The 19,149-nt window shown below is 71.3% G+C and carries 18 protein-coding genes; 12 read left to right on the top strand and 6 right to left on the bottom strand.

Features of this window, described 5'->3' with window-relative positions:
* Positions 1–267 precede the first annotated feature (267 nt).
* A complete protein-coding gene (locus ACEZHJ_RS10650) occupies positions 268–597 on the bottom strand; it encodes a TraR/DksA C4-type zinc finger protein (RefSeq protein ID WP_018717921.1) in 330 nt (109 codons plus the stop codon).
* A 327-nt stretch (positions 598–924) separates the two neighbouring features.
* Here ACEZHJ_RS10650 and ACEZHJ_RS10645 point away from each other — a divergent pair, with 327 nt between their 5' ends.
* Positions 925–1,167: a YdcH family protein gene (locus ACEZHJ_RS10645; RefSeq protein ID WP_018717922.1), complete on the top strand. Its 243-nt coding sequence runs from the start codon at positions 925–927 to the stop codon at positions 1,165–1,167.
* A 45-nt stretch (positions 1,168–1,212) separates the two neighbouring features.
* On the opposite strand, the gene ACEZHJ_RS10640 is transcribed toward ACEZHJ_RS10645, so the two are convergent.
* A complete protein-coding gene (locus ACEZHJ_RS10640; protein WP_375036491.1) occupies positions 1,213–2,325 on the bottom strand; it encodes an alkene reductase in 1,113 nt (370 codons plus the stop codon).
* Positions 2,326–2,419: 94 nt separating this feature from the next.
* Positions 2,420–3,082: a hypothetical protein gene (locus ACEZHJ_RS10635; protein WP_018717924.1), complete on the bottom strand. Its 663-nt coding sequence runs from the start codon at positions 3,080–3,082 to the stop codon at positions 2,420–2,422.
* On the opposite strand from ACEZHJ_RS10635, the gene ACEZHJ_RS10630 reads away from it, so the two are divergent.
* The 10 genes from ACEZHJ_RS10630 to murI all read left to right on the top strand — a co-directional run bounded on the left by ACEZHJ_RS10630 (position 3,081) and on the right by murI (position 12,273).
* On the top strand, positions 3,081–4,169 hold the full coding sequence (locus ACEZHJ_RS10630) for an AEC family transporter (protein WP_259203952.1): 1,089 nt from the start codon (positions 3,081–3,083) through the stop codon (positions 4,167–4,169). The two genes, ACEZHJ_RS10635 and ACEZHJ_RS10630, sit on opposite strands and share 2 nt — an antisense overlap.
* Before the next feature lie 11 nt (positions 4,170–4,180).
* On the top strand, positions 4,181–4,522 hold the full coding sequence (locus tag ACEZHJ_RS10625; RefSeq protein ID WP_084594135.1) for a DUF3301 domain-containing protein: 342 nt from the start codon (positions 4,181–4,183) through the stop codon (positions 4,520–4,522).
* Positions 4,523–4,653: 131 nt separating this feature from the next.
* Entirely contained in the window at positions 4,654–5,163 is a 510-nt protein-coding gene (locus tag ACEZHJ_RS10620) for a phosphatase PAP2 family protein (protein WP_375036490.1), read from the top strand.
* A gap of 420 nt (positions 5,164–5,583) precedes the next feature.
* Positions 5,584–7,944: a helicase-related protein gene (locus ACEZHJ_RS10615; protein ID WP_375036489.1), complete on the top strand. Its 2,361-nt coding sequence runs from the start codon at positions 5,584–5,586 to the stop codon at positions 7,942–7,944.
* Between the two features lie 31 nt (positions 7,945–7,975).
* Positions 7,976–8,440 (top strand): FxsA family protein, encoded by a 465-nt coding sequence (locus ACEZHJ_RS10610; RefSeq protein ID WP_018717929.1) that lies wholly within the window; start codon positions 7,976–7,978, stop codon positions 8,438–8,440.
* Positions 8,437–9,126: a CPBP family intramembrane glutamic endopeptidase gene (locus ACEZHJ_RS10605; protein WP_375036488.1), complete on the top strand. Its 690-nt coding sequence runs from the start codon at positions 8,437–8,439 to the stop codon at positions 9,124–9,126. Before ACEZHJ_RS10610 ends, ACEZHJ_RS10605 begins: the two co-directional genes overlap by 4 nt.
* A 129-nt stretch (positions 9,127–9,255) precedes the next feature.
* Positions 9,256–9,759, top strand: coding sequence for a hypothetical protein (locus ACEZHJ_RS10600; protein ID WP_163143564.1), 504 nt, complete (start codon positions 9,256–9,258; stop codon positions 9,757–9,759).
* Between the two features lie 51 nt (positions 9,760–9,810).
* Entirely contained in the window at positions 9,811–10,638 is an 828-nt protein-coding gene (locus ACEZHJ_RS10595; RefSeq protein ID WP_375036487.1) for a hypothetical protein, read from the top strand.
* A gap of 142 nt (positions 10,639–10,780) precedes the next feature.
* Positions 10,781–11,314 carry a DUF2937 family protein gene (locus tag ACEZHJ_RS10590; RefSeq protein WP_018717933.1) on the top strand — a complete coding sequence of 178 codons (534 nt, stop codon included), beginning with the start codon at positions 10,781–10,783 and terminating at the stop codon, positions 11,312–11,314.
* Positions 11,315–11,448: 134 nt separating this feature from the next.
* Positions 11,449–12,273: a glutamate racemase gene (gene murI / locus ACEZHJ_RS10585; protein ID WP_018717934.1), complete on the top strand. Its 825-nt coding sequence runs from the start codon at positions 11,449–11,451 to the stop codon at positions 12,271–12,273.
* 102 nt (positions 12,274–12,375) lie between these two features.
* Here murI and ACEZHJ_RS10580 read toward each other — a convergent pair whose 3' ends face one another.
* Positions 12,376–15,870: an FAD-dependent oxidoreductase gene (locus ACEZHJ_RS10580; protein ID WP_375036486.1), complete on the bottom strand. Its 3,495-nt coding sequence runs from the start codon at positions 15,868–15,870 to the stop codon at positions 12,376–12,378.
* Between the two features lie 253 nt (positions 15,871–16,123).
* Between ACEZHJ_RS10580 and ACEZHJ_RS10575 the strand changes: the two genes are divergently transcribed.
* Positions 16,124–17,443, top strand: a complete 1,320-nt coding sequence (locus ACEZHJ_RS10575; RefSeq protein ID WP_375036485.1) for a hypothetical protein — start codon at positions 16,124–16,126, stop codon at positions 17,441–17,443.
* Here ACEZHJ_RS10575 and ACEZHJ_RS10570 read toward each other — a convergent pair.
* Positions 17,364–18,548 carry a histone deacetylase gene (locus tag ACEZHJ_RS10570; RefSeq protein WP_375036484.1) on the bottom strand — a complete coding sequence of 395 codons (1,185 nt, stop codon included), beginning with the start codon at positions 18,546–18,548 and terminating at the stop codon, positions 17,364–17,366. The genes ACEZHJ_RS10575 and ACEZHJ_RS10570 overlap by 80 nt on opposite strands.
* Position 18,549: 1 nt before the next feature.
* Entirely contained in the window at positions 18,550–19,149 is a 600-nt protein-coding gene (lexA, locus tag ACEZHJ_RS10565) for a transcriptional repressor LexA (RefSeq protein WP_259203081.1), read from the bottom strand.

Raw genomic sequence — 19,149 nt, 5'->3', positions numbered from 1 at the left:
AGGAGAGACCCATGCCCGCATTCCATGGAATGCGCCGGGCCCTTGTGGCCCTGGCGTTCACCGTTGCCCTGGCCGCGGTGGGCGCCGACCGCGGCGCGACCGTCGGCAGCCGGGGCAGGGGCGAGGGCGCCCCGCGCTGCGGGCGCCGGTCCCGCCCCCGACGCCCCCCCCCGCGGCCAGGGGAACGGTGAACGCCAGGGCCACAAGGGCCCGGCGCATTCCATGGAATGCGGGCATGGGTCTCTCCTCCTCCGGGATGCGCTTGGGTCAGTCCTGCTCGCTGGCGCAGTCGCTGCACAGCGTGGCGGTAGGCAGTGCCTCCAGCCGATCGGCGGCAATGGGACCGCCGCAGGACTCACAGGTCCCTCCCTGGCCCTGGTCGATGCGGGCGAGGGCGTGGCGGATCTGCTCGACGCGCTCGCGGCTGGTCTGCAGCAGCCGCTCGACGACCTCGTCGTTCTCCAGCTCGATGGCCTGCTCTTCGGTATCGCGGTCGAGGGCGCCGTCGGCGCGGCGGACGTGGCGCTCGTAGCCCTCGATCCGTTCGAGCTCCTCGCGCTCCATGGCCTTCAGTCGGGTCACGCGGTCTTCGCTCATCGGGTAGTCCCTGTTCCGTGGTTGTCGTCGGTTGTCGTCTCCGGCCCCCACCCTCATCGTGGCGGATAGATGATCCGGGTCAAGCGGTCCTGCCGCTGCCGGGCCATGATACTGATCTTCTCAGAGGTCTTGTCTCGTGTCTGAGCGCTCTGGCGCTCCCTTCGGGCTGGACCGTGCGCCGATGGGACTGCGTTGCTCGCCGCTCATGGTGCCGGTTATATCGCGCGCCTGGCGTCTTGCCCCATTGGCGCACGGTCCGGCTGACGCATGACAAGACCTCTGAGAAGATTAGTAATCCCCGAACGGTCACAGCGAGAAGGCGTAACGATGCAGATCGAGAAACACGACCTCGTCCACGAGTTCCCCGAGTTCCGCGAGCGTATCCACGAGCTCAAGATGAACGACCGGCATTTCGCGCGGTTGTTCGACGAGTACCACGAGGTGGATCATGAGGTGCGGCGCATCGAGGAGGGCAACGAGACCCCCTCCGACGACTACGTCGAGGATCGCAAGAAGCGCCGCGTCCAGCTCAAGGACGAACTCTACGCCATGCTCAGCGACGGCCAGTGACCGCCGCGGAGCGGCCCTGCAGGGCCGCTCCGTGCCCGGCCGGGACTACGCGGTGGCCGCTTGCTCCATGAACGGGTAGTCGGTGTAGCCGCGTTCGTCGCCGCCATAGAAGGTGCTGGAGTCCGCCTTCTGCATCGGCGCGTCCAGGGCGATGCGCTGCACCAGGTCCGGGTTGGAGATGAACGAGCGTCCGAACGCGACCAGGTCGGCGTAGCCGCTGGCGACGGCCTCGCCCGCCATTGCCGGGGTGTAGCCGTTGTTCGCCATCCAGCAGCCGGGGAAACGCCGGCGCAGGGCGGCATAGTCGAAGGGCTGGAACTCCCGGTCCCCCCCGGTCGCGCCCTCGATGATATGCACGTAGGCGAGGCCGCGGGCGGCCAGGCCGTCGACGACGTGCTCGTAGAGCGGTGTCGGGTCGCTCTCGCTGATCCCGTTGGCCGGGGTCACCGGAGAGATCCGGATGCCCACCCGGCCGGCACCGACGGCCTCGATGATGGCGTCCGTGACCTCGAATAGCAGACGGGCGCGGTTCTCGATGGAGCCGCCATAGTCGTCGGTGCGCTGGTTGGCGCCGTCCTTGAGGAACTGCTCGATGAGATAGCCGTTGGCGGCGTGGATCTCCACGAGGTCGAAGCCGGCGTCGCGGGCGCGCTCGGCGGCCCGGGCATAGTCGGCGACCAGTCCGGGGATCTCCGAGGCCTCCAGCGCCCGCGGCTCGGAGACGGGCTCGAAGCCATTGGCGGTATAGGTCTTGGCCTCGGCGCGTATCGCCGAGGGGGCGATCGGCGCCTCGCCGTTGAGCAGTGACGTGTGGGAGATACGGCCCACGTGCCAGAGCTGCAGTGCCATACGGCCGCCGGCCTCGTGCACGGCGTCGGTCACGCGGCGCCAGCCGGCCACCTGCTCGTCGCTGTGGATGCCGGGGGTATAGAGATACCCCTGGCCGTCCGGTCGGATCTGGGTCGCCTCGGCGACGATCAGGCCGGCGCCGGCGCGCTGGCTGTAGTACCGGGCCATCAGCTCGGTGGGGGCGTTGCCCCCGCCGGCGCGGTTGCGGGTAAGCGGGGCCATGACGATGCGGTTGGGGACCGCCACGTCACCGACCCGGAGCGGCTGGAACAGGGGCTCGACGGCGGGATTGCGGGGTGACGACTGCATGTTGCTCCCTGAATTTGATCGTTACACGGACTGTTAGTATAAGAACAATTGATCCGTCCGTGAAACCCCCGCCCGCGCTGTCCGGCTGTCGCCGTCAGCCCGCGAACAGCCGCGAGAAGAACCCGCGCCGGCGCGACGAGCTGGCCGCCACCTGTGCCCGGGCGTGCTCGGCAGCGGTCTCCACGAGGTTGTGGAAGTCCTCGTCCACCGGCTCCGCAAGGGTCCGTTCCTCGCGGCTGAAGGCGCTGCCTTCGCCCTCGACCCCGGCCTCCAGCATCGCGTCCGCCCACGCGATCAGGCCCTGGCGGACGGTCTCCAGCACCGTGGGGATGGCCGTCTGGGGCAGGGCGAGGGATAACCGGGTGTCGAGTCTGGCCTCCTGCTGAAGGGCGGCGAGCTCGTCGCCGTCGAACTCCATCCGCGCTGCCCCGCGCGGGCCCTGCTCCTCGATCTGGGTCTCCAGGTCCTCCACGCCGGTGCGCAGCTCGAAGTGCGACAGCCGCGAGGCCATTGCCGGAGAGATGGGGGCCTGGATCCAGCCGTCGCCCGGGCGCCAGGCGATCAGCACGCCGCCGTCGCCACGGCGGTAGTCCGGCAGGGTGGCATCATGGGCATAGCCGTTCAGCTCCGTCTTGAGCCAGTCGAGCGTATGCCGGGTGCGCAGCACCGTGGCGAGCAGCACCGCCCGCTGGACCAGCGGGGCCACCCGGCCACCGGACTGCGCCTCGTCGCGAATCTCCGCGATCACGCAGGCCATGGGCTCTTCTCCTCCTCGTTGTCCCGCCGATCCGGGGTGGCCGGCGGTGTTATGCTGTTGTTTTACCGCCATAGTAGCGGCGGATAGACAGCTACTGTGTGAAGCGCATCACCCTCGACGGGGTTGTGTCCACCGATCAAGGAGGCCCGTCCTGCTCGCCATCCTCAATGCCCTGGCCCCGGTGTTCTTCGTCATTGCGCTGGGCTGGGGGCTGACCCGAACCGGCTTTCTCTCCGAGCGCTCCCTGCGCGAGCTCAATCGTGTGACCTACTGGGTGGGGCTGCCGTCGCTGCTCGTGCAGCGCATCGCCTCCGCGAACCCGGAGTTCGGCGCGGTCACCGGGCTGCTCGCGGTCGCCATCGGTGCCACCGTGGGCGGGATCCTGATCGCCTACGTGGCGGCCCGGATGCTGGGGTTGCCGGCCTCGGCGACGGGGACGTTCGTGCAGGGCGTCTTCCGTGGCAATCTCGCGTTCATCGGGCTGCCGGTGGTGATCTATGCCTTCGAGGCGGTTGAAGGGGCGCCGGTGGCAGCGGCGCAGTCCAGCGCGCTGCTGCTCTTCGGTCCGCTGGTGGTGCTCTACAACATCGCCGCCGTCGTGGTGCTGCTCGCCGGCCGCGGCGGTGGGGCCGGGATGATCCGCGGACTGGCCTACGGCCTGGTGACCAATCCTATCCTCATCGCCTGCGCGCTGGGGCTGGGGCTCGCCCTGGCCGGGGCGACGCTGCCGGTGATGCTGGACCGCAGTCTCGCCGCGGTGGGGCAGATGGCACTGCCCCTGGCGCTGGTGTGCATCGGCGGTACCCTGTGCACGTCCCGCGTGCGCGGGCGGGTGCGCTGGGCGCTGGCCGGGGCGGTGCTCAAGGTTGCGGCGCTGCCGGCGATAGGGGCGCTCCTTGCCTGGGCGCTGGGGCTGTCGCCGGCTCACACGCGCATCGCGCTGATCATGCTGGCCTGTCCGGCAGCGTCCGCCTCCTACGTGCTGGCACGCCAGCTCGGCGGCGACGAGGCTCTGGCCTCCAGCCTGATCCTGCTGAGCAGCCTGCTCGCCGTGCCGGCGATGATCGTGGTCCTGGCGTTCACCTGAGGGGGGAGGCGATGACACCGCCCGGGTTGCTGCCGCTGACGCTGCTTGCCGCCCTCGCCATGGCCTGGTGGGTGAACCTCCGTGCGCGGGCCGCGGCGCTGGGACGCTGCCGGCGCGTGTGCACCCGGCGCGGCGTCACCCTGCTCGACGATACCGTGGCCCTGGAGCGCTACTACCTCGTGCGCGACGCCACCGGGCGGCTGCGTCTGGGGCGGGTGTACCGCTTCGAGTTCAACGGCCCGGAGCAGGAGCGCGGCCGCGGCTGGGTCCGTCTCGCCGGGCCGGTGGTGGTCGCCGTCGCGCTGGAGCGCGCCGACGGCGGCGCCGATGTGGAGCACCCGGGCACCGAATAGCCCGCTGACCGTAACCCGTCATAACCGCGTCACCGCGCTGCCACCTGCCCGGGGCACGCTGAGGCCGTTGCAACCACGGCGAGGGTGCGTCGATGCGGCCGACACGGGCGATTGCAGGCTGGGGACGGGTCATGACGGCGGAGCGGGCGTTGTGTCTGCACGCCAACCGCGCCTGCCGGTTCACCACGGTGCGCTGGCTGTTCACCGGGGTCAGCCGCCTGGGCGACGGGGTATTCTGGTACGTGCTCATGCTCGTGCTGCCCCTGACCCAGGGGCGCGCCGGAGCGGAGGCGAGCCTGCGTATGGCGGCGTTCGCGCTGGCGGGGCTAGCGGCCTACAAATGGGTGAAGGCACGCACGGCGCGGCCGCGCCCCTGCGCCACGGACGCCGGCATCCGCTCGGCGACGCGCATGCTCGACCAGTACAGCTTCCCCTCCGGCCATACCCTGCATGCGGTGGGCTTCACCACCGTGGCGGCGGCCCACTTCCCGGCGCTGACCGGGGCGCTCGCCGTGCTTACCGTGCTGATCGCCTGCTCCCGGGTGGTGCTCGGCCTGCACTATCCCACGGATGTCGCCATGGGGGCCTCGATGGGCTACGCCATCGCCCGCGGCGTGCTCGAGGTGCCGGTGGCGTACTGATCCGGCCGCGATCGTTACCGCAGCTCGGCTGCTGACGGCCACCGACATCCTCCGTTTCACGCGGTTTGATGTTGGCTGCCAGGAGCAGCCGACCTACGGGAATTCGCGTAGGTCGTGCGCCGCAGGCGTGCGACATTCCGGCGTGCTCATTGAAGATGTCGCACACAGCACGCGGCCGTGCACGACCTACCGGTCTGCCAGGAGCGGCCAACCCGCGCGGCCTGTCACCGCCCGGGATTCCTGCCGTAGATCGGCTGCTCGAGGCAGCCGACACTCTCCGTTTCGCCGCGTTGGATCTTTGCGGCCTGGGGCGGCCAGCCTACGCCGCTCGCCACGACGCGGATCCGGTGCCGAAGATCGCGCACGAGTTACTGCGCCGGCCCTTGGGCTTGTCGCCGCGCGCGGATACCCTGTCGGGCCATGACCGAGAGCGCGCCCCAACTCCCCATTGACGTCATCGAGCCGTCCTTCCGTACCGCCCTGGCGCAGGGGCCGGTGGTGGTGTCCGCGGCCACAGGCTCGGGCAAGTCCACGCGGCTGCCGCTGTGGGCGCGGGGGCAGGGGCGGGTGCTGGTGATCGAGCCGCGCCGGCTCGCGGCCACCAGCCTGGCCGGCTTCGTCGCGGGCAACCTGGGCGAGTCGCCCGGCGGCCGGGTGGGCCATGCCATCCGCGGTGATGTCCGCCACGGTCCGGACAGCGAGGTGGTGTTCGTCACACCCGGTATCGCCCTGCGCTGGCTGGCGGCGGACGGGCTTGCCGGTTTCGCCACTGTCGTGCTGGACGAGTTCCACGAGCGGCGCTGGGACACGGACCTGCTCCTGGCGCTGCTGCGTGCCCGCACGGAGGGGCCGCGGCTGGTCATCACCTCCGCGACGATTCAGGGCGAGCGCCTGGCGGGCCACCTCGGTGCCGAGCTGCTGGAGGCGGCGGGCCGGGCCTATCCCGTGAGCGTCCACCACCTCGGCGACGATCCCAGGGGGATGCCCGACAGCCGTGAGCTGAAGACCCGCCTTGCGCCCGCAGTGGAGCGGGCCCTGGCGGAGACGGAGGGGCACGTGCTCGTGTTCCTCCCCGGCCGCGGGGAGATCGCGGACGCGGCGCGGGCGCTCGGCGGGGTCCAGGCGGAGGTCATCGCGCTGCACGCGGGCGCGCCGGCGGCGGACCAGCGCCGGGCGTTGAGCCCCGAGGGGCCACGCCGGGTGATTCTCGCCACCAACGTGGCGGAGACCTCGCTCACCGTGCCCGGCGTCACCGCCGTGGTGGACAGCGGCCTGGAGCGGCGCACGATGCGGCGCAACGGCCGCACCGTGCTGGCGCTGCAGGCGGTCTCCCGCGCCAGTGCGGACCAGCGCAGGGGGCGCGCCGGACGAACGGCCCCCGGCGTATGCCTGCGCCTGTGGGGCGAACGCGCGCCGCTCGCCGAGATCACGCCGCCGGAGGTGGTCCGCGAGGATCTCACCGAGCTGGTGCTGGCCGCCGCGTGCGCCGGGCGGGATGCCGCGGCGCTCGAATTCCCCGAGGCGCCGCCGGACAACGCGCTTGCCGCCGCCCGGGCGCGGCTGCAGGCCATCGCTGCGCTGGACGAGACGGGTACGGTGACGGAGCGCGGCCGCCGGCTGTTCTCGCTGCCGGTGGACGCCTGGCTCGCGCACCTGGTGGTGGCGATGCCGGACGCCGTCACGGCGGCCTTCATGGCCGACCTCGCCGCGGCGCTCTCTGCCGGCCGGGGGCTGGCGTCCCCGCCCGGCGATCCGGACGAGCGCGAGCGCCTGGGCAAGGCTCTGGGCCGGCGTTGCGATGCGACGCTGCGGGTGGCGGCGCTTCGCGGTGTCGATCTGCCGGGGGTGCGCGTGGACCGGCGCCAGCGGACCGAGGCCGGGCGGCTGGCCGCGCAGCTGCGCGAGGCCATGGACCTGCCGGGCACCGCCGGCGAGGACGCGGATCTCGCCACGCAGGCCGGCACCGCGCTCCGCGCCGCCGCGGTGGCGATGCCGGAGCTGGTGCACGTGCGCCGCACCAAACGTCGGGAAGCACTGGCGAACGGGCAGGGCGAGGCGTTCCCGGTTGGCGACAGCCTGTTCGGCGAGGAGGACGAGGCCGCGCTGGTCCTCGACGATCACAGTGTCCCCGGCCGTCGCGGCACGCGGCAGAACGTCACCCTGGCCACCTGCCTGTCGCCGTTGCCGCTGGATGCGCTCCCTGAGCTGGGGATCACGGAGACCCGTCCCGGGCCTGCCGCGCTGGAGGACGACGCCCTGGTGGGTACGGTGGTCCACCATTATGCCGAGCGCACCATCCGCGAGGACCGCGAGGTCCTGACCGGCCCGGCGGCCCGGCGGGCCGCGGCCTCGCTGATCCTGGAAGACCGGCTGCTCGCCCCGGCGGGGGCGCGCCTGCGCGAGGACATCGACGCCTGGGCGCTGTACGTCGCGCTGGGCCACGGCGAGGGCGAGGTGCCCGAGCCGCAGGCGTGGCTCGCGGCGCGGCTGGGTGCGCTCGGCATGGAGGAGGGCGCGGATCTCGCGCTCATCGAGCCGGAGGATCTGGCATTCGACGGCGTGCCGGGGTGGGAAAGGGACTGGTTCGACCGCACGTATCCCCGTGAGGTCCGGCTGACCGACCTCCACATGCGCGTGCACTATGATGTCCGTCGCCGGGAGGTCGTCGCCGAGAAGGTCTCCGGCGTGCGCAAACGCGACCCCCGGCGGTGGGAGCTGCCGGTGTGGTCCGGCTGGCGGGTGAAGTTCCGCCAGGCGAGCCGCGAGGTGGAGGTGCGGTGACCGGCCGCCCAGTTATCAACGGAGTAGAGCCTTGCCATTACTGATTCTGCTGCTGTTCATCGGTGCGCCGCTGATGGAGCTGTACGTCCTCATCGAGGTGGGGAGCGCCATCGGTGCACTGCCGACCATCGCCCTGTGTCTGCTCACCGCGGCGGCCGGTACCGCGCTGCTGCGCCAGCAGGGGCTGGAGACACTCACCCGCGCGCGGGCGAACATGAACCGGGGCAGCGTGCCCGCCATCGAGCTTTTCGAGGGCGTGGCGCTGGCACTGGGCGGTGTCCTGCTGCTCACTCCGGGATTCATCACGGACGTGTTCGGGTTTGCCTGCCTCATCCCCTGGACACGACGGTTCCTGATCCGCTGGGTGCTGCGCCACGTCCACGTGAGCTACGGCCCGCCGCCGGGAAATGGGCCCGGGGGCGGCTACGGCCAGCGTGGTCACCGTGACGTCATCGAGGGCGAGTTCCAGCGCAGGGATCCGCGGGACGGGCAGTGAGCGCCCGCTCCCGGACGCCGGGGCGGCTCGCCGCCCTGGCGGATCTGTGTCTCGCGCTGGCCCTGGTGCTCGCCGCGGGCAGTGCCGCGCCGCTGGTCGTCGCCGGGTTCGCGCCGGCGAGCGGGCTGATCGGCGTGGTCGTGGCGCAGGGCGTGGTGATCCTCGCCGGCCTCGCGCTGCTCTGCTACTGGCGCGGGGTCACCTTCACGGGGCTTGGCCTGGTTGCTCCCGGCTGGCGGGACGTGCTGCGCGGCGTACAGCTGCTGGTGGTCGTCTTTGCCGTCAACATTCTGCTGCGGCTGTTCGTCATGCAGCTCTTCCCGGACGCCGTCAGTGGCCAGCTTGCGCGCATCACCGAGCTCGGCAACCGGGTCGCCGGCGGGATAGGCGTGCCCGAGCTCCTGGGCCTGAGCCTGTTTATCGGCCTCTACGAGGAGCTGCTCGCGCGCGGCTTCCTGCTCCAGCGCGCCCGCGCGCTGCTCGGCGGCCTGTGGGGGCCGGTGCTGCTGTCCTCCCTCCTTTTCGGCCTCGGCCACGTCTACCAGGGGGCGTTCGGCGTGATCCAGACCGCCCTCGTCGGTGCCATACTCGCCGTCGCCGTCCTCCGTTACGCCAGCCTCTGGCCCGCCATCATCGCCCACGCGCTCATCAACGCCGTGTCGCTCTGGGTGCTTGCGGCGACGTAGCCGTCCCGGCGCTCTCTGGACAATCCCTGCCATGCCGTACAGCCTTCACGCTCGGGCCGGTCTTTCGTGTACGGCATGGTGCCGGTGATAAGCACGGATGCGCATTCGTGAGACGGTGAGGGGACGGGCATGCGGCGGATATCCGATTCCAGGCGCCAGATGCAGGGCGGTCTCACCCGTGCGACCGGACCGGGGCGTCGTATCCTGCTGGCGTTCTGTCTGGTCTGCGGCATCGCGGCGGTCACGCTCAGTGCGCTGGCCGGCCGGTTCGAAGTGGCCGCCTTCCTGCCGTTCGCCGGTGCACTACTCGTGTGGCAGTGGCAGAGCACGTTCACCGGGCTGGTCGACGACGTCTACGATGCCGGCGATGCACTCGTGATGCGCGACGGACGCGATACCGAGCGAGTGCCCCTGTCCGGCCTTGCGGACGTGGATTTCCGCTGGTGCCCGCTAAGCGGCAGCAGCCAGCGGGTTCTGCCCGTGCTGCACCTGACGTTGCGGGAGTCGTGCCGCTTCGGCAGCGCGGTGCGGTTCATCGCCCGGACGGCGCACAGCGGCCCTTCCGCGGCCGCGCAGGAGGCGGCGGGAGAGCGCATGGCCGAGGATCTCCGGCGACGCATCGATCGGGCGTAGTGCGCACGCTGCGGTAAAACCAACACCACAACGCCCCCTCTGGATCCCGATATGAGTACGTCCGTCGTTTCCTTCACCCCCATCGATGGGCCGTTCGCGCCCTGTGCCATGGGCGTGTATCCACGCGTCGCCCTCGCGCCCGCGGACGACCGGCCGTGGGCCGCTATCGGCGGCGGAGGCGGAGGCGGAGGCGGAGGAGGAGGAGGAGGAGGTGGTGGTGGTGGTGGTGCAGCCGGCGGTGGTACCGGTAGTGGCGGTTCCGGCGACGGGCCATTCGCCAGGGTGATGTTCGCAGTTATCGCGATAATGGTTGTGATCCAGCTCTTCGTGACTTTCGTGCCGGAGCCGGAGGATATCGACCGGCGTCTGGTGGAGGCCGTCATGGTGCTTCCCGGGAGCAAGGTGGATGCCCTTGACGAGATGTTCATGTGGGCGGAGTTCTCCACCCCCGAGCAGCGTCGCGCGGTCCTCGACAAGCTGCTGGATATCACCGATCCCACGGATATCAGGGAGGGAAGTGTCCATGTGCTCGCACGCTCGGACGCCCGGCGTCAGCTGATGGACAGGGCGAAAGACCGTTACCGGCAGCAGATCGAACGCGCCGGCCTGGGCGAGTTCTCCACGGCGAACCTGTCCAGCCTCCGTGCCGGCGACCCGCGAACCGAAACCGTGCTCCTGGGCTTGATCGTCACCCGCCCCGCCGAGAACGGGGAGACCTTCTCGGGTGGCAAGTGGGAGACACGCGACTTCCTCTGGAGCCTGACCGGCTCCAGCTCCAGGGGGCCGCTGGCCCTGTATCTCTACTACGCGCCGGACCCCGGGAAGACGCTGAGCGAGTCGGCGGCCAATCGGCTGCTTCAGCGGCTTGGTGATGTGTGACGAGAGCGCGTGCTCCTGGGGGCAGAGGTGCTGGATGCCGGGCCGCCTTATTGAGACCGTGGACAGGTCCGGCTTGCATGCCTGTCCCGGTAGCGAGAGGCTTTCGTGTACCCGTACCCGGCGCGTCCGAGGTTGAGAGCCTGTGAAGACCCTGCTTTCCTGTGCCCGCCTGTTTGTCCTGCTTGGCACGGCGCTGCTGGCCGTGCAGGTGCCGTTCTATGTGGGCCAGTACGGGGAGACGCTCGCCGCACACTATGCGGAGTCGCAACGGAGCCTGGGACAGTTCCAGGACGAGGCGGACCGGTTCTTCGACGGCAGCATCGCCGAGCTGGTGTCGCACTACCGCGACAGTGACGACGAGGTTTTCCAGGCGGGCGGCGAAAGCATCCAGGCGATCTATCACCGCAACCTGGTGCTGGAGCGCAGCCTGACGCGGTACCGGACGGGGCCGGTGAGTGCGTATACGCAGGCCCTGGTCAGGCCGGTGCCGGAGATCAAACGGGCGGTGCTGAGCGATTACTCCTACGTCATCCGGCTGGATCCCGGGGCGATCGTGTTCGGCCTGGGGGTCGGTGTGGCGCTGACGCTGGTGCTCGAGCTGCTGGCACGTGGCGGGATGTTGCTGGTTCGGTCGGCGCGGCGGCGGAGACGGGCGGTTTCCCGAGGCCGGGCCTGACCTGCATCAGGGGCCCCGACCGTCGAGAGCCCTTCCCTTACCCCCTCGAATGAAGGGCGCCGGGCCTCGTTTGGTGCGGTTCGGTGCGGGGGTATACTGCAGGCGTCGCTCACACTTGGCCGTATCCGCCCCTGATGCAGTCCGAACAACCGATCGGGATTTTCGACTCCGGTGTCGGCGGTCTCTCTATCGCCCGCGGCATCCGCGGGCTGCTGCCGGCGGAGGACGTGCTCTACATCGCCGATTCCCGCCACGCGCCCTACGGCGACAAGCCCCACGACTTCATTCTCTCACGCTCGATGGCGCTGACGGCGTATCTGGTGGAGCAGGGCGCAAAGGCGGTGGTGGTGGCCTGCAACACCGTGACCCTGGCGACGATACGTGCGCTGCGCGAGCGTTTCGAGGTGCCCATCGTCGGCGTGGAGCCGGGGGTGAAACCGGCGGTGCTGGCGAGCCGCAGCGGAGTGATCGGCGTGCTGGCCACGGCGTCCACCGTTGCCAGTCCGGGGATCCGGTCGCTGATCGGGCGGTTCAGCGCGGGCAAGCGCGTGCTCCTGCAGCCCTGCCCGGGGCTGGCGGACCAGGTGGAGCGGCTCGCGCTGGATACGCCGGAGACCCGCTCGCTGGTATCGCGTTATCTCGAACCGCTGATCGAGGCGGGGGTGGACACGCTGGTGCTGGGGTGCACGCACTATCCCTTCCTCACGCCGCTGATCCGCGAGCGGGTCGGGTCGGACGTGGAGATCATCGAGACGGGGGAGGCGGTGGCGCGGGAGGTCCGGCGCAGGCTGGCCGAGGACGATCTGCTTCGTGACGAGTTTTCCGGGGCCGCCCCCGGCAGCCGGCTGTTCACGAGCGCCAGGGAGGCCGGTACGCAGCGGATTCTGGAGGCACTCTGGCCGTATCCGGCGGCCATTTCCGTGTTGCCGGGGCTGCCGAGCGTGCCTGCACGGACCTGACCGGCGCCATATCCAGCGGTGACGGCCCGCGCGGGGCCGCTTGCGCGATCGCGAGGGCCGACGGCAGCCGGCCGTGAATGGCCGGCCCCGGTCCCCCGCGGTCTATCCGCCCGCCGGGTTGTCCGCCTGGGCCTCCCGCTCGAAGACGTAGTCCAGCCACTGGCCGGTGAGGCGGTCGGTGAGGCGGTTCTGCTGCTGCCGCGCGGAGAGGTTGTCGATGTCGATCCACGACAGCGGCTGGTCCTGGCCGGCGCAGGTGAATACCGGGCGGGTGCGCTCGCCGGTATCCGGGTCGATCTGCCACTGCAGGCACTGGGCGCACACGCCCTTCATCATGCACTGCATGGGCGAGCCGACGGTGCCGAAGGCCTCCACACCGGGGGCGAAATAGCTGCGCAGCTCGCCCTTGAGTGCGGCCTGGAAGCCCTTGAGCAGTCCGGTCCCGCCCATGACCATAACCCGGTCCACGTCCGACAGCGGGATGCCGTCGGCGGGGCCGACCTCGCCGTCGCCGTAGCGGCGGACGAGGTCGAGCATGTCCGTGGCGACGAGGCTGGTGTCCTGCGGCCGGCGGGCCTCGATGGTGGGCTCGCCGGCGGTGCACCAGAGGATCTGGTCCGCGCCGCCCTCCAGCTCGTCCTGGTGGTCCACGTCGCCGGCCCTGCCGAAGGCGGCGACGTAGAGCACGCGGTTGCCCGCGGCACGCAGGGCGGCGCCGATGTCGAGCATCACCGCCGCGCCCCAGCGCCCGGCGACGACCATGATGGTCTTGCCGGTGGGCATGTCCGTGGGCGCGCCGGTGGGGCCCATGAGTACCAGCGGGTCGCCGGGCTGGAGCCGGCCGACGAGCCGCGGGCCGGCGCCCCACTGGAGGATCATCAGCCGGATGCAGTCGCCGTCGACGCCGGTGCCGCTGACCGTGAGCAGCGGGACCTGGAGTCGTGTGCCCTCGACCACCGGGCTGGTACTCTCGAAGGTCTGCAGCCGGAAGAACTGGCCGGCGCGGAAGTTCCGTGCGGCGAGGGGGGCACGTACCCAGACCTCGGTCATCGCCGGATTCTCGCGGTTGACCGAGACCACCCGGGCGCTGAACTGCTCGTCCATCTCGGCAAGGAAGCCCGCGGCGCTGGCGTCCGAGGCCTGCGGTTTGGACTGCACCGAGCGCAGGATCTGCGGATAGCTGCGCTTGGCGGAGGCGATGGCCTTGACCACGCTGCCATTGAATGCCGGGTGGGTGTCGCCGATGAAGCTCACCCGGTGGCCGTCCTCGTCATAGGAGGTGAACGGCCCGAACTCCGGGGACTTGCAGTGATCGGCGTCCTCCACGGGCTGGAGCTCCTCGCGCCGGGCGATGTGCGGGAGGAAGTGGTTGCCGTTGAGCGCGAAGGTGCGCGGGTACTCGCGCTCGTAGATGGTGTTGGGCACCGTGCCCGCGGCGACGAAGATCGAGCGGGCGTCCAGCGTCACCTCCTCGCGGGTGGCGAGCCAGCGCCCCTCGACGCGCTGCATGCGCCGGCAGACCAGCGACTTCACGTGGTCGTACCGGTCCACGTCCGCGTACAGCGGCTCCAGGCCCTCCGCGTAGAAGAGCCCCTCCTCCATGGCCTTGGTGAGCTCCTCGTGGTTGCGCGTGTACGCCGGCGAGGCGTTCATACCCTTGCGGTAGGCGATGGTCACGCCGCCCCACTCACGCAGCAGCGGCGCGAAGTCCGGCGCCTCGCCGGCGGCCGCGGCGCGCTCGCGCTCGGCGCGCACCGCCCGGCCGTGGGCAAGGAATTCGGCGAGGGTCTCGCGGTCCTCGTCGTTGAGCGAGGCGGTCACGGCCTCCTCGCCACGGGCGGCGGTGAGGGTCTCGTAGCGGTGGAGGACCTTCTCCACCTGCTTGATGTAGTAGGCCTGCACCTCAGTGGCGGTGTCGACGCCGGTGAGTCCGCCGCCGATCACCACCGCGGGCAGCCGTACCTGGAGGTTGGCGAGGCTGGAGTCTTTGCCTGCGCCGGTGAGCTGCAGCGCCATGAGGAAGTCGTTCGCCTGGCGCATGCCGCGGGCGAGGCTGTTGCCCATGTGCAGGACCCGCGGCAGACCGGCGCCGGTGGCGATGGTGACGTGGTCGAACCCGAGCCGCCAGGCGTCCTCAAGGGTGACGGTGCCGCCCAGGCGCACGCCGCCGTGGACGCTGAAGTTCGGCCGCCGGGCCAGGGTCAGGTAGATGAGCTTGAGGAAGTTCTTGTCCCAGCGCACGGTGATGCCGTACTCGGCGACGCCGCCGAAGCCCATCAGGATGCGCTCGTCGAGGTCCTCCACCAGGTCGGACCAGCGTTCCACCGGCTCCTCCAGCAGCGCCCGAGGCAGGGGCTCGATCTTGAGCCCGTCCACGCCCACCACGGTGCAGCCCGCCTGGGTGAGGTGATGCGCCATGGTGAAGCCCGCCGGGCCCATGCCGGCCACCAGCACCCGGCGGCCGTTGTCCGCCGCCGGCAGGAACTGCTCGGCGCGCAGGGGGTTCCAGCGGGTGAACAGGTGGTAGAGCTCCACGCCCCAGGGCAGGTCGAGGACGTCGGTGAGGCAGCGCGTCTCGATCTGCGGGATATCCACCGGGTCCTGCTTCTGGTAGATACAGGCCTTCATGCAGTCGTTGCAGATGCGGTGGCCGGTGGCGGGGATCATGGGGTTGTCCACCATGGCCACGGCCAGCGCGGCGAGGGTGTGTCCGTCGCGCTTGAAGGAGTGCATCTCGGAGATCTTCTCCTCGACCGGGCAGCCGGTGAGGGTGTTGCCGAGCGGGTCCTCCTTGAGGCCGAGCTCCGGGGAGCCCTTCTTCTCCGGGAAGCCCTTGGAGCAGAAGTCGCCGTCGTGCTCGTGGCAGTAGATGCAGTAGTGCACCTCGCCCTGAACGGCGCGGGCGCTGGCGCGGCCGTCCGTGAGCCCGAAGCCGTCGCGGCGGCGCTTGTGGCCCTCGCCGGCCTCGCGGCGTGCGACGCCGTCGCCGGTCTCCTGCAGCGGCACCAGTGCGGTGTGGTCGACGCGCTGGGGCAGCCGGAAGCTGGTCCAGCCGGCGACGGTGCGGGCGGCCTCCGGCTCCTTGCGTGCGAGCTTGCACCAGGCGGTGACGCGCTCGATGGCCTCGGCGTTGGCGTCGCTGTCGGCCAGCAGGCCCATCGCGTAGGTGGCGACGCGGTGCTCGCGGTCGCCGTCGTGGCCGCCGGTGCGCTCCTCGAGCCAGGCGTCCAGCTCTGCGAAGGACGTCTCCACCGGGCGGCGGTGCTTCTTCACCCGGCGCTGGACGAACTCCTGCTTGAAGCCCATGACCACGTCGTGGGAGAGGGTGGCGGCACGGGCGCGATCCAGCGCGGCGCCGATGTCGAAGAGCTCGCCGAGGAACTCCTCCAGCTCCGGGCCCAGCTCCAGCAGCAGTGCGCTGGTGTCGGTGGCCGAAAGCGGTTCGCCGCGGCGGTAACGCAGCAGACGGGTGGCGAGCTCGGGCGCCCGGGCGGCGAGGCGGTCACGGAACAGGGCGTCCAGCCGGGCGAGGCCGCCGGGCTGCTGGAGGGCCTCGAAGCTCAGGCCGAAGCGCTCGAGTGCGGAGTCGAGATTCATGAGTCAGTCGGATCGCTGTGGCAGTTGATTCGGGATCGCGACGCGGGGCCGCGGCAGGATGCAAGGATGCGGGGCCGCCGTCGTCCCATCAAGTCAATCCGTGTGCGGTTTTTGCCGGGCCACGGCACGGACGTCACCGCGGGCGCCGCCCCGGGACAGTGAAGCCGGGCTGATATACTGCCACGCTTTGCCCGGTGCATCCCCCCGGCAGCCGCGGGCTGGCGGGGCCGGGCGCGGCGTGAAGGCGGGGGCGATGGAAGGCAGACGGATACGTGCGCAGGCACGGCGTCGCCGGCGGCGCGGGGTAGCTGGCACGGCGCTGGGGCTGGCGATGGCGTCCGCCGGCGTGCATGCCTTCGTGCCCGTGGTACCGATCGCGCTCGCCGGCGTGCTCACCTGGCTGGCGGGGGGCCTGCTGTGGCCGGATGTGGCCCCGCGCACCCGCCGTCAGGTACTCGCCCTGCTCGTCGCCGGGAGCGCCGGGCTGGTGTGGGCCGCGGCCAACGGTGAGCCGCTGGCCTGGGGACGGGCGCTGGCGGGCAACGCCGCACTCATCGGTATGCTCTCGGCGGTGGGCTTCCTGCGTCTGATCGCCGCGCCGGCGGGCGGCGGCGAGGAGCGGCTGCCGTCCGGCCGGCGCGGGGTGGTGGGCACGCTGCTCGGGCTCCACCTGTTCGGCGCCGTGGTCAACCTCTCCACCGTGTTCATCATGGCCCATCGCATGGTGCGCGACGGTCGTCTCGACGACCGGCAGCTGCGCGTGCTCACCCGTGGGTTCCCCGCGGCGGCGTTCTGGTCGCCGTTCTTCGCGGCCATGGCGGCGGCACTCACCTATGCCCCCGGCGCGCACCTGACACCGTTGCTGATGGTGGGTGTGCCGCTGGCGGCGGTGGCGCTGGCCGTCACCGCCGTGGAGCTCGCCCGTGAGCCGCTGGGGGACTTCCGTGGCTATCCGCTGCACTGGGGCAGCCTGTGGCTGCCCGGGGTGCTCGCCGCGATCATACTGGCCGGTCACTGGTGGGACCCGACCCTGTCGGTGCTCGGCATGATCACCGTCCTCGCACCGCTGCTCACGGCGGCGGTGCTGCCTTTCCGCGACCCCGCGCCGGTGCGGCTGCTGAGCCGGCAGGTCGTCGCGCGGCTGCCGCTGATGGCCAACGAGCTCGGCCTGTTTCTCGCCGCCGGGATGCTGGCCGCGGGGCTTGAGGGCGTGGTCGCCACGCTCGGCGGCTGGGTGCCGTTCGCCCACTTCGGGGGGCTGCAGGCCGGGGTGGTGCTGGCGCTGATGGTGGCGGTCTCGCTGGTGGGCGTGCACCCGGTAATCGGCATCGCTGCCTTTGGCACGCTGCTCGCGCCGCTCTCCCCGGACCCCAGCCTGCTGGCGATGACCTTTCTCGCCGGCTGGGGGATCGGCGTCGCGGTGAGTCCGCTCTCCGGACTGAATCTGGCCCTGCAGGGCGCCTATGACGTCGCCCCCGCCCGGGTGGTGCGGCTCAACTGGCGCTACGGCGGGGTGATGGTCGCGGCGAGTACCGTTGCCTTCGTCCGCTACGCCCGGCGTGTGCCGGGCTGAGGGCGCAGCGCTCGTCCACGACGGCGCGGCGGTGGACGGCCGCGGCCGCGGCCACCTCGGCCACGCCGCTCTCGCCCGGCTCGGGGGCGTCGCCGCCGGCAAGCACCTCCAGCACCGAGCGCACGCCGCGGGAGAGTGCCTCCGTGTGGTAGCCCCCCTCCAGGACGAAGGCCAGGCGGCCGTCGCAGTGGCGGGCAGCGATCTCGCGTACGATGGCGGTCATCGCGGCGAAGCCCTCGAAGGTGACGTTCAGCGCCAGGTCCAGGCGGTGGGCGTCGAAACCGGCCGAAACCAGCACCAGGTCCGGCTCGAACCAGTCCGCGGCGGGGACCAGGATCTCGCGGAAGGCCTTGAGCATGGCGGTATCGCCGGCCCCGCCGGGCAGTGGCACGTTCACGGTGGTGCCCTCGCCGAGTCCGACACCGACCTCCTCCAGGGCGCCGGTCCCGGGGTAGAAGGGGGCGGCGCGGTGGGCGTCGAAGAACAGCACGTCCGGGTCGGCCCAGAAGATGTCCTGGGTGCCGTTGCCGTGGTGGACATCCCAGTCGACGATGAGCACGCGCCGGCAGCCCAGCCTGGCCTGGGCGTGGGCGGCGGCCACGGCGACGTTGTTGAACAGGCAGAAGCCGCGGGCGCGCACGGGCTCGGCGTGGTGGCCCGGCGGACGGACCAGGGCGAAGGCGGCCGGCGCCTCGCCGGCGACCACCGCCTCCACCGCGGCGATGGCGGTGCCGGCCGCCCATTCCGCGGCCTCGACGCTGCCCGGGGAGACAGCGGTGGTGTCCACGTCCACCCAGGCGTGCTTGCCGCGCAGCGCGAAGATGGTGTCGAGGTATGTCCGTGTGTGTACGCGGGCGAGCTCGTCGACCTCTGCCTGCCGGCCCGGGCCGAAGCGTATGCCGGCGACGGGCTCGCGTTCCAGCAGTTCCAGGATCGCGGTCAGCCGGCCGGGGTGCTCGGGGTAGTTCCACTGCACGCCGAGGCCGGCGAGGATCTCGCGGACCCGCCGCTCCAGGCGGCCGGGCAGGAAGGGGTCATGCGCGTCCGGGCGGTGGGCGAGCATGTGCTCGTCGTGAAGGACGAGCACTTCGTCCGCACCGGCCATGTCAGTCGTACCGACGCATCTGGCCGACCACGACGCCCTGGACCGTGACCTGGTCGGGGGCGTAGCGCTGGGGGGCGTGGTCCGCGTTGGCGGGGTGGAGGATCACCTCGTCCGGGCGCTGCTCGATGCGCTTGAGGGTGGCGGCCTCGTTGTCGATGAGCGCGACCACCACCTCACCGTCGCGGGCGTGCTCGCGGTGCTCGACCACCACCCAGTCGCCGTCGTGGATGCCGTCGTCGATCATGGAGTCGCCGCGCACCTGCAGCACGTAACACTCGCCGCGCCCGCGCAGCAGCTCGGGCACGGCCACCGGTTCGCTGTCGGTCACCGCCTCGATGGGCAGGCCCGCGGCGATGCGCCCGAGCAACGGCAGGCTGTCGCTGTCCTGTGCCGCCTCGGTGAGGTGGACGCCGCGGCGGCGGCCGTTCATCGGCTCGACCAGGCCGGCCTCGATCAGCGCGCTGACGTGCTTGTGCAGCGAGCCCCGCGAGCGCAGCCCGAAGGCGCGGCAGATCTCGCCCAGGGTCGGGGCCTCGCCCTCGCGGGCGCAGTCCCGGAGGAATTCGAGGATGTCCTGCTGGCGGCGTGTGAGAACCGGCAT

It is taken from the genome of Arhodomonas sp. KWT2 (genome assembly GCF_041949875.1).
GTDB classification, from domain to species: Bacteria; Pseudomonadota; Gammaproteobacteria; order Nitrococcales; family Nitrococcaceae; genus Arhodomonas; species Arhodomonas aquaeolei.
The sequence above is the reverse complement of the archived record's forward strand: the minus strand, read 5'-3'. Positions and strand labels throughout refer to the sequence as shown.

Bases quoted from the DNA above. Each gene is read 5' to 3' on its own strand.
- ACEZHJ_RS10620 (WP_375036490.1), top strand. From the start codon at position 4,654: ATGACGGCGGAGCGGGCGTTGTGTCTGCACGCCAACCGCGCCTGCCGG.
- ACEZHJ_RS10580 (WP_375036486.1), bottom strand. From the start codon at position 15,870: ATGAATCTCGACTCCGCACTCGAGCGCTTCGGCCTGAGCTTCGAGGCC.
- lexA (WP_259203081.1), bottom strand. From the start codon at position 19,149: ATGCCGGTTCTCACACGCCGCCAGCAGGACATCCTCGAATTCCTCCGG.
- ACEZHJ_RS10630 (WP_259203952.1), top strand. From the start codon at position 3,081: ATGGGCTCTTCTCCTCCTCGTTGTCCCGCCGATCCGGGGTGGCCGGCG.
- ACEZHJ_RS10575 (WP_375036485.1), top strand. From the start codon at position 16,124: ATGGAAGGCAGACGGATACGTGCGCAGGCACGGCGTCGCCGGCGGCGC.
- ACEZHJ_RS10595 (WP_375036487.1), top strand. From the start codon at position 9,811: ATGAGTACGTCCGTCGTTTCCTTCACCCCCATCGATGGGCCGTTCGCG.
- ACEZHJ_RS10625 (WP_084594135.1), top strand. From the start codon at position 4,181: ATGACACCGCCCGGGTTGCTGCCGCTGACGCTGCTTGCCGCCCTCGCC.
- ACEZHJ_RS10615 (WP_375036489.1), top strand. From the start codon at position 5,584: ATGACCGAGAGCGCGCCCCAACTCCCCATTGACGTCATCGAGCCGTCC.
- ACEZHJ_RS10570 (WP_375036484.1), bottom strand. From the start codon at position 18,548: ATGGCCGGTGCGGACGAAGTGCTCGTCCTTCACGACGAGCACATGCTC.
- ACEZHJ_RS10645 (WP_018717922.1), top strand. From the start codon at position 925: ATGCAGATCGAGAAACACGACCTCGTCCACGAGTTCCCCGAGTTCCGC.
- ACEZHJ_RS10640 (WP_375036491.1), bottom strand. From the start codon at position 2,325: ATGCAGTCGTCACCCCGCAATCCCGCCGTCGAGCCCCTGTTCCAGCCG.
- ACEZHJ_RS10635 (WP_018717924.1), bottom strand. From the start codon at position 3,082: ATGGCCTGCGTGATCGCGGAGATTCGCGACGAGGCGCAGTCCGGTGGC.
- ACEZHJ_RS10650 (WP_018717921.1), bottom strand. From the start codon at position 597: ATGAGCGAAGACCGCGTGACCCGACTGAAGGCCATGGAGCGCGAGGAG.
- ACEZHJ_RS10600 (WP_163143564.1), top strand. From the start codon at position 9,256: ATGCGGCGGATATCCGATTCCAGGCGCCAGATGCAGGGCGGTCTCACC.
- murI (WP_018717934.1), top strand. From the start codon at position 11,449: ATGCAGTCCGAACAACCGATCGGGATTTTCGACTCCGGTGTCGGCGGT.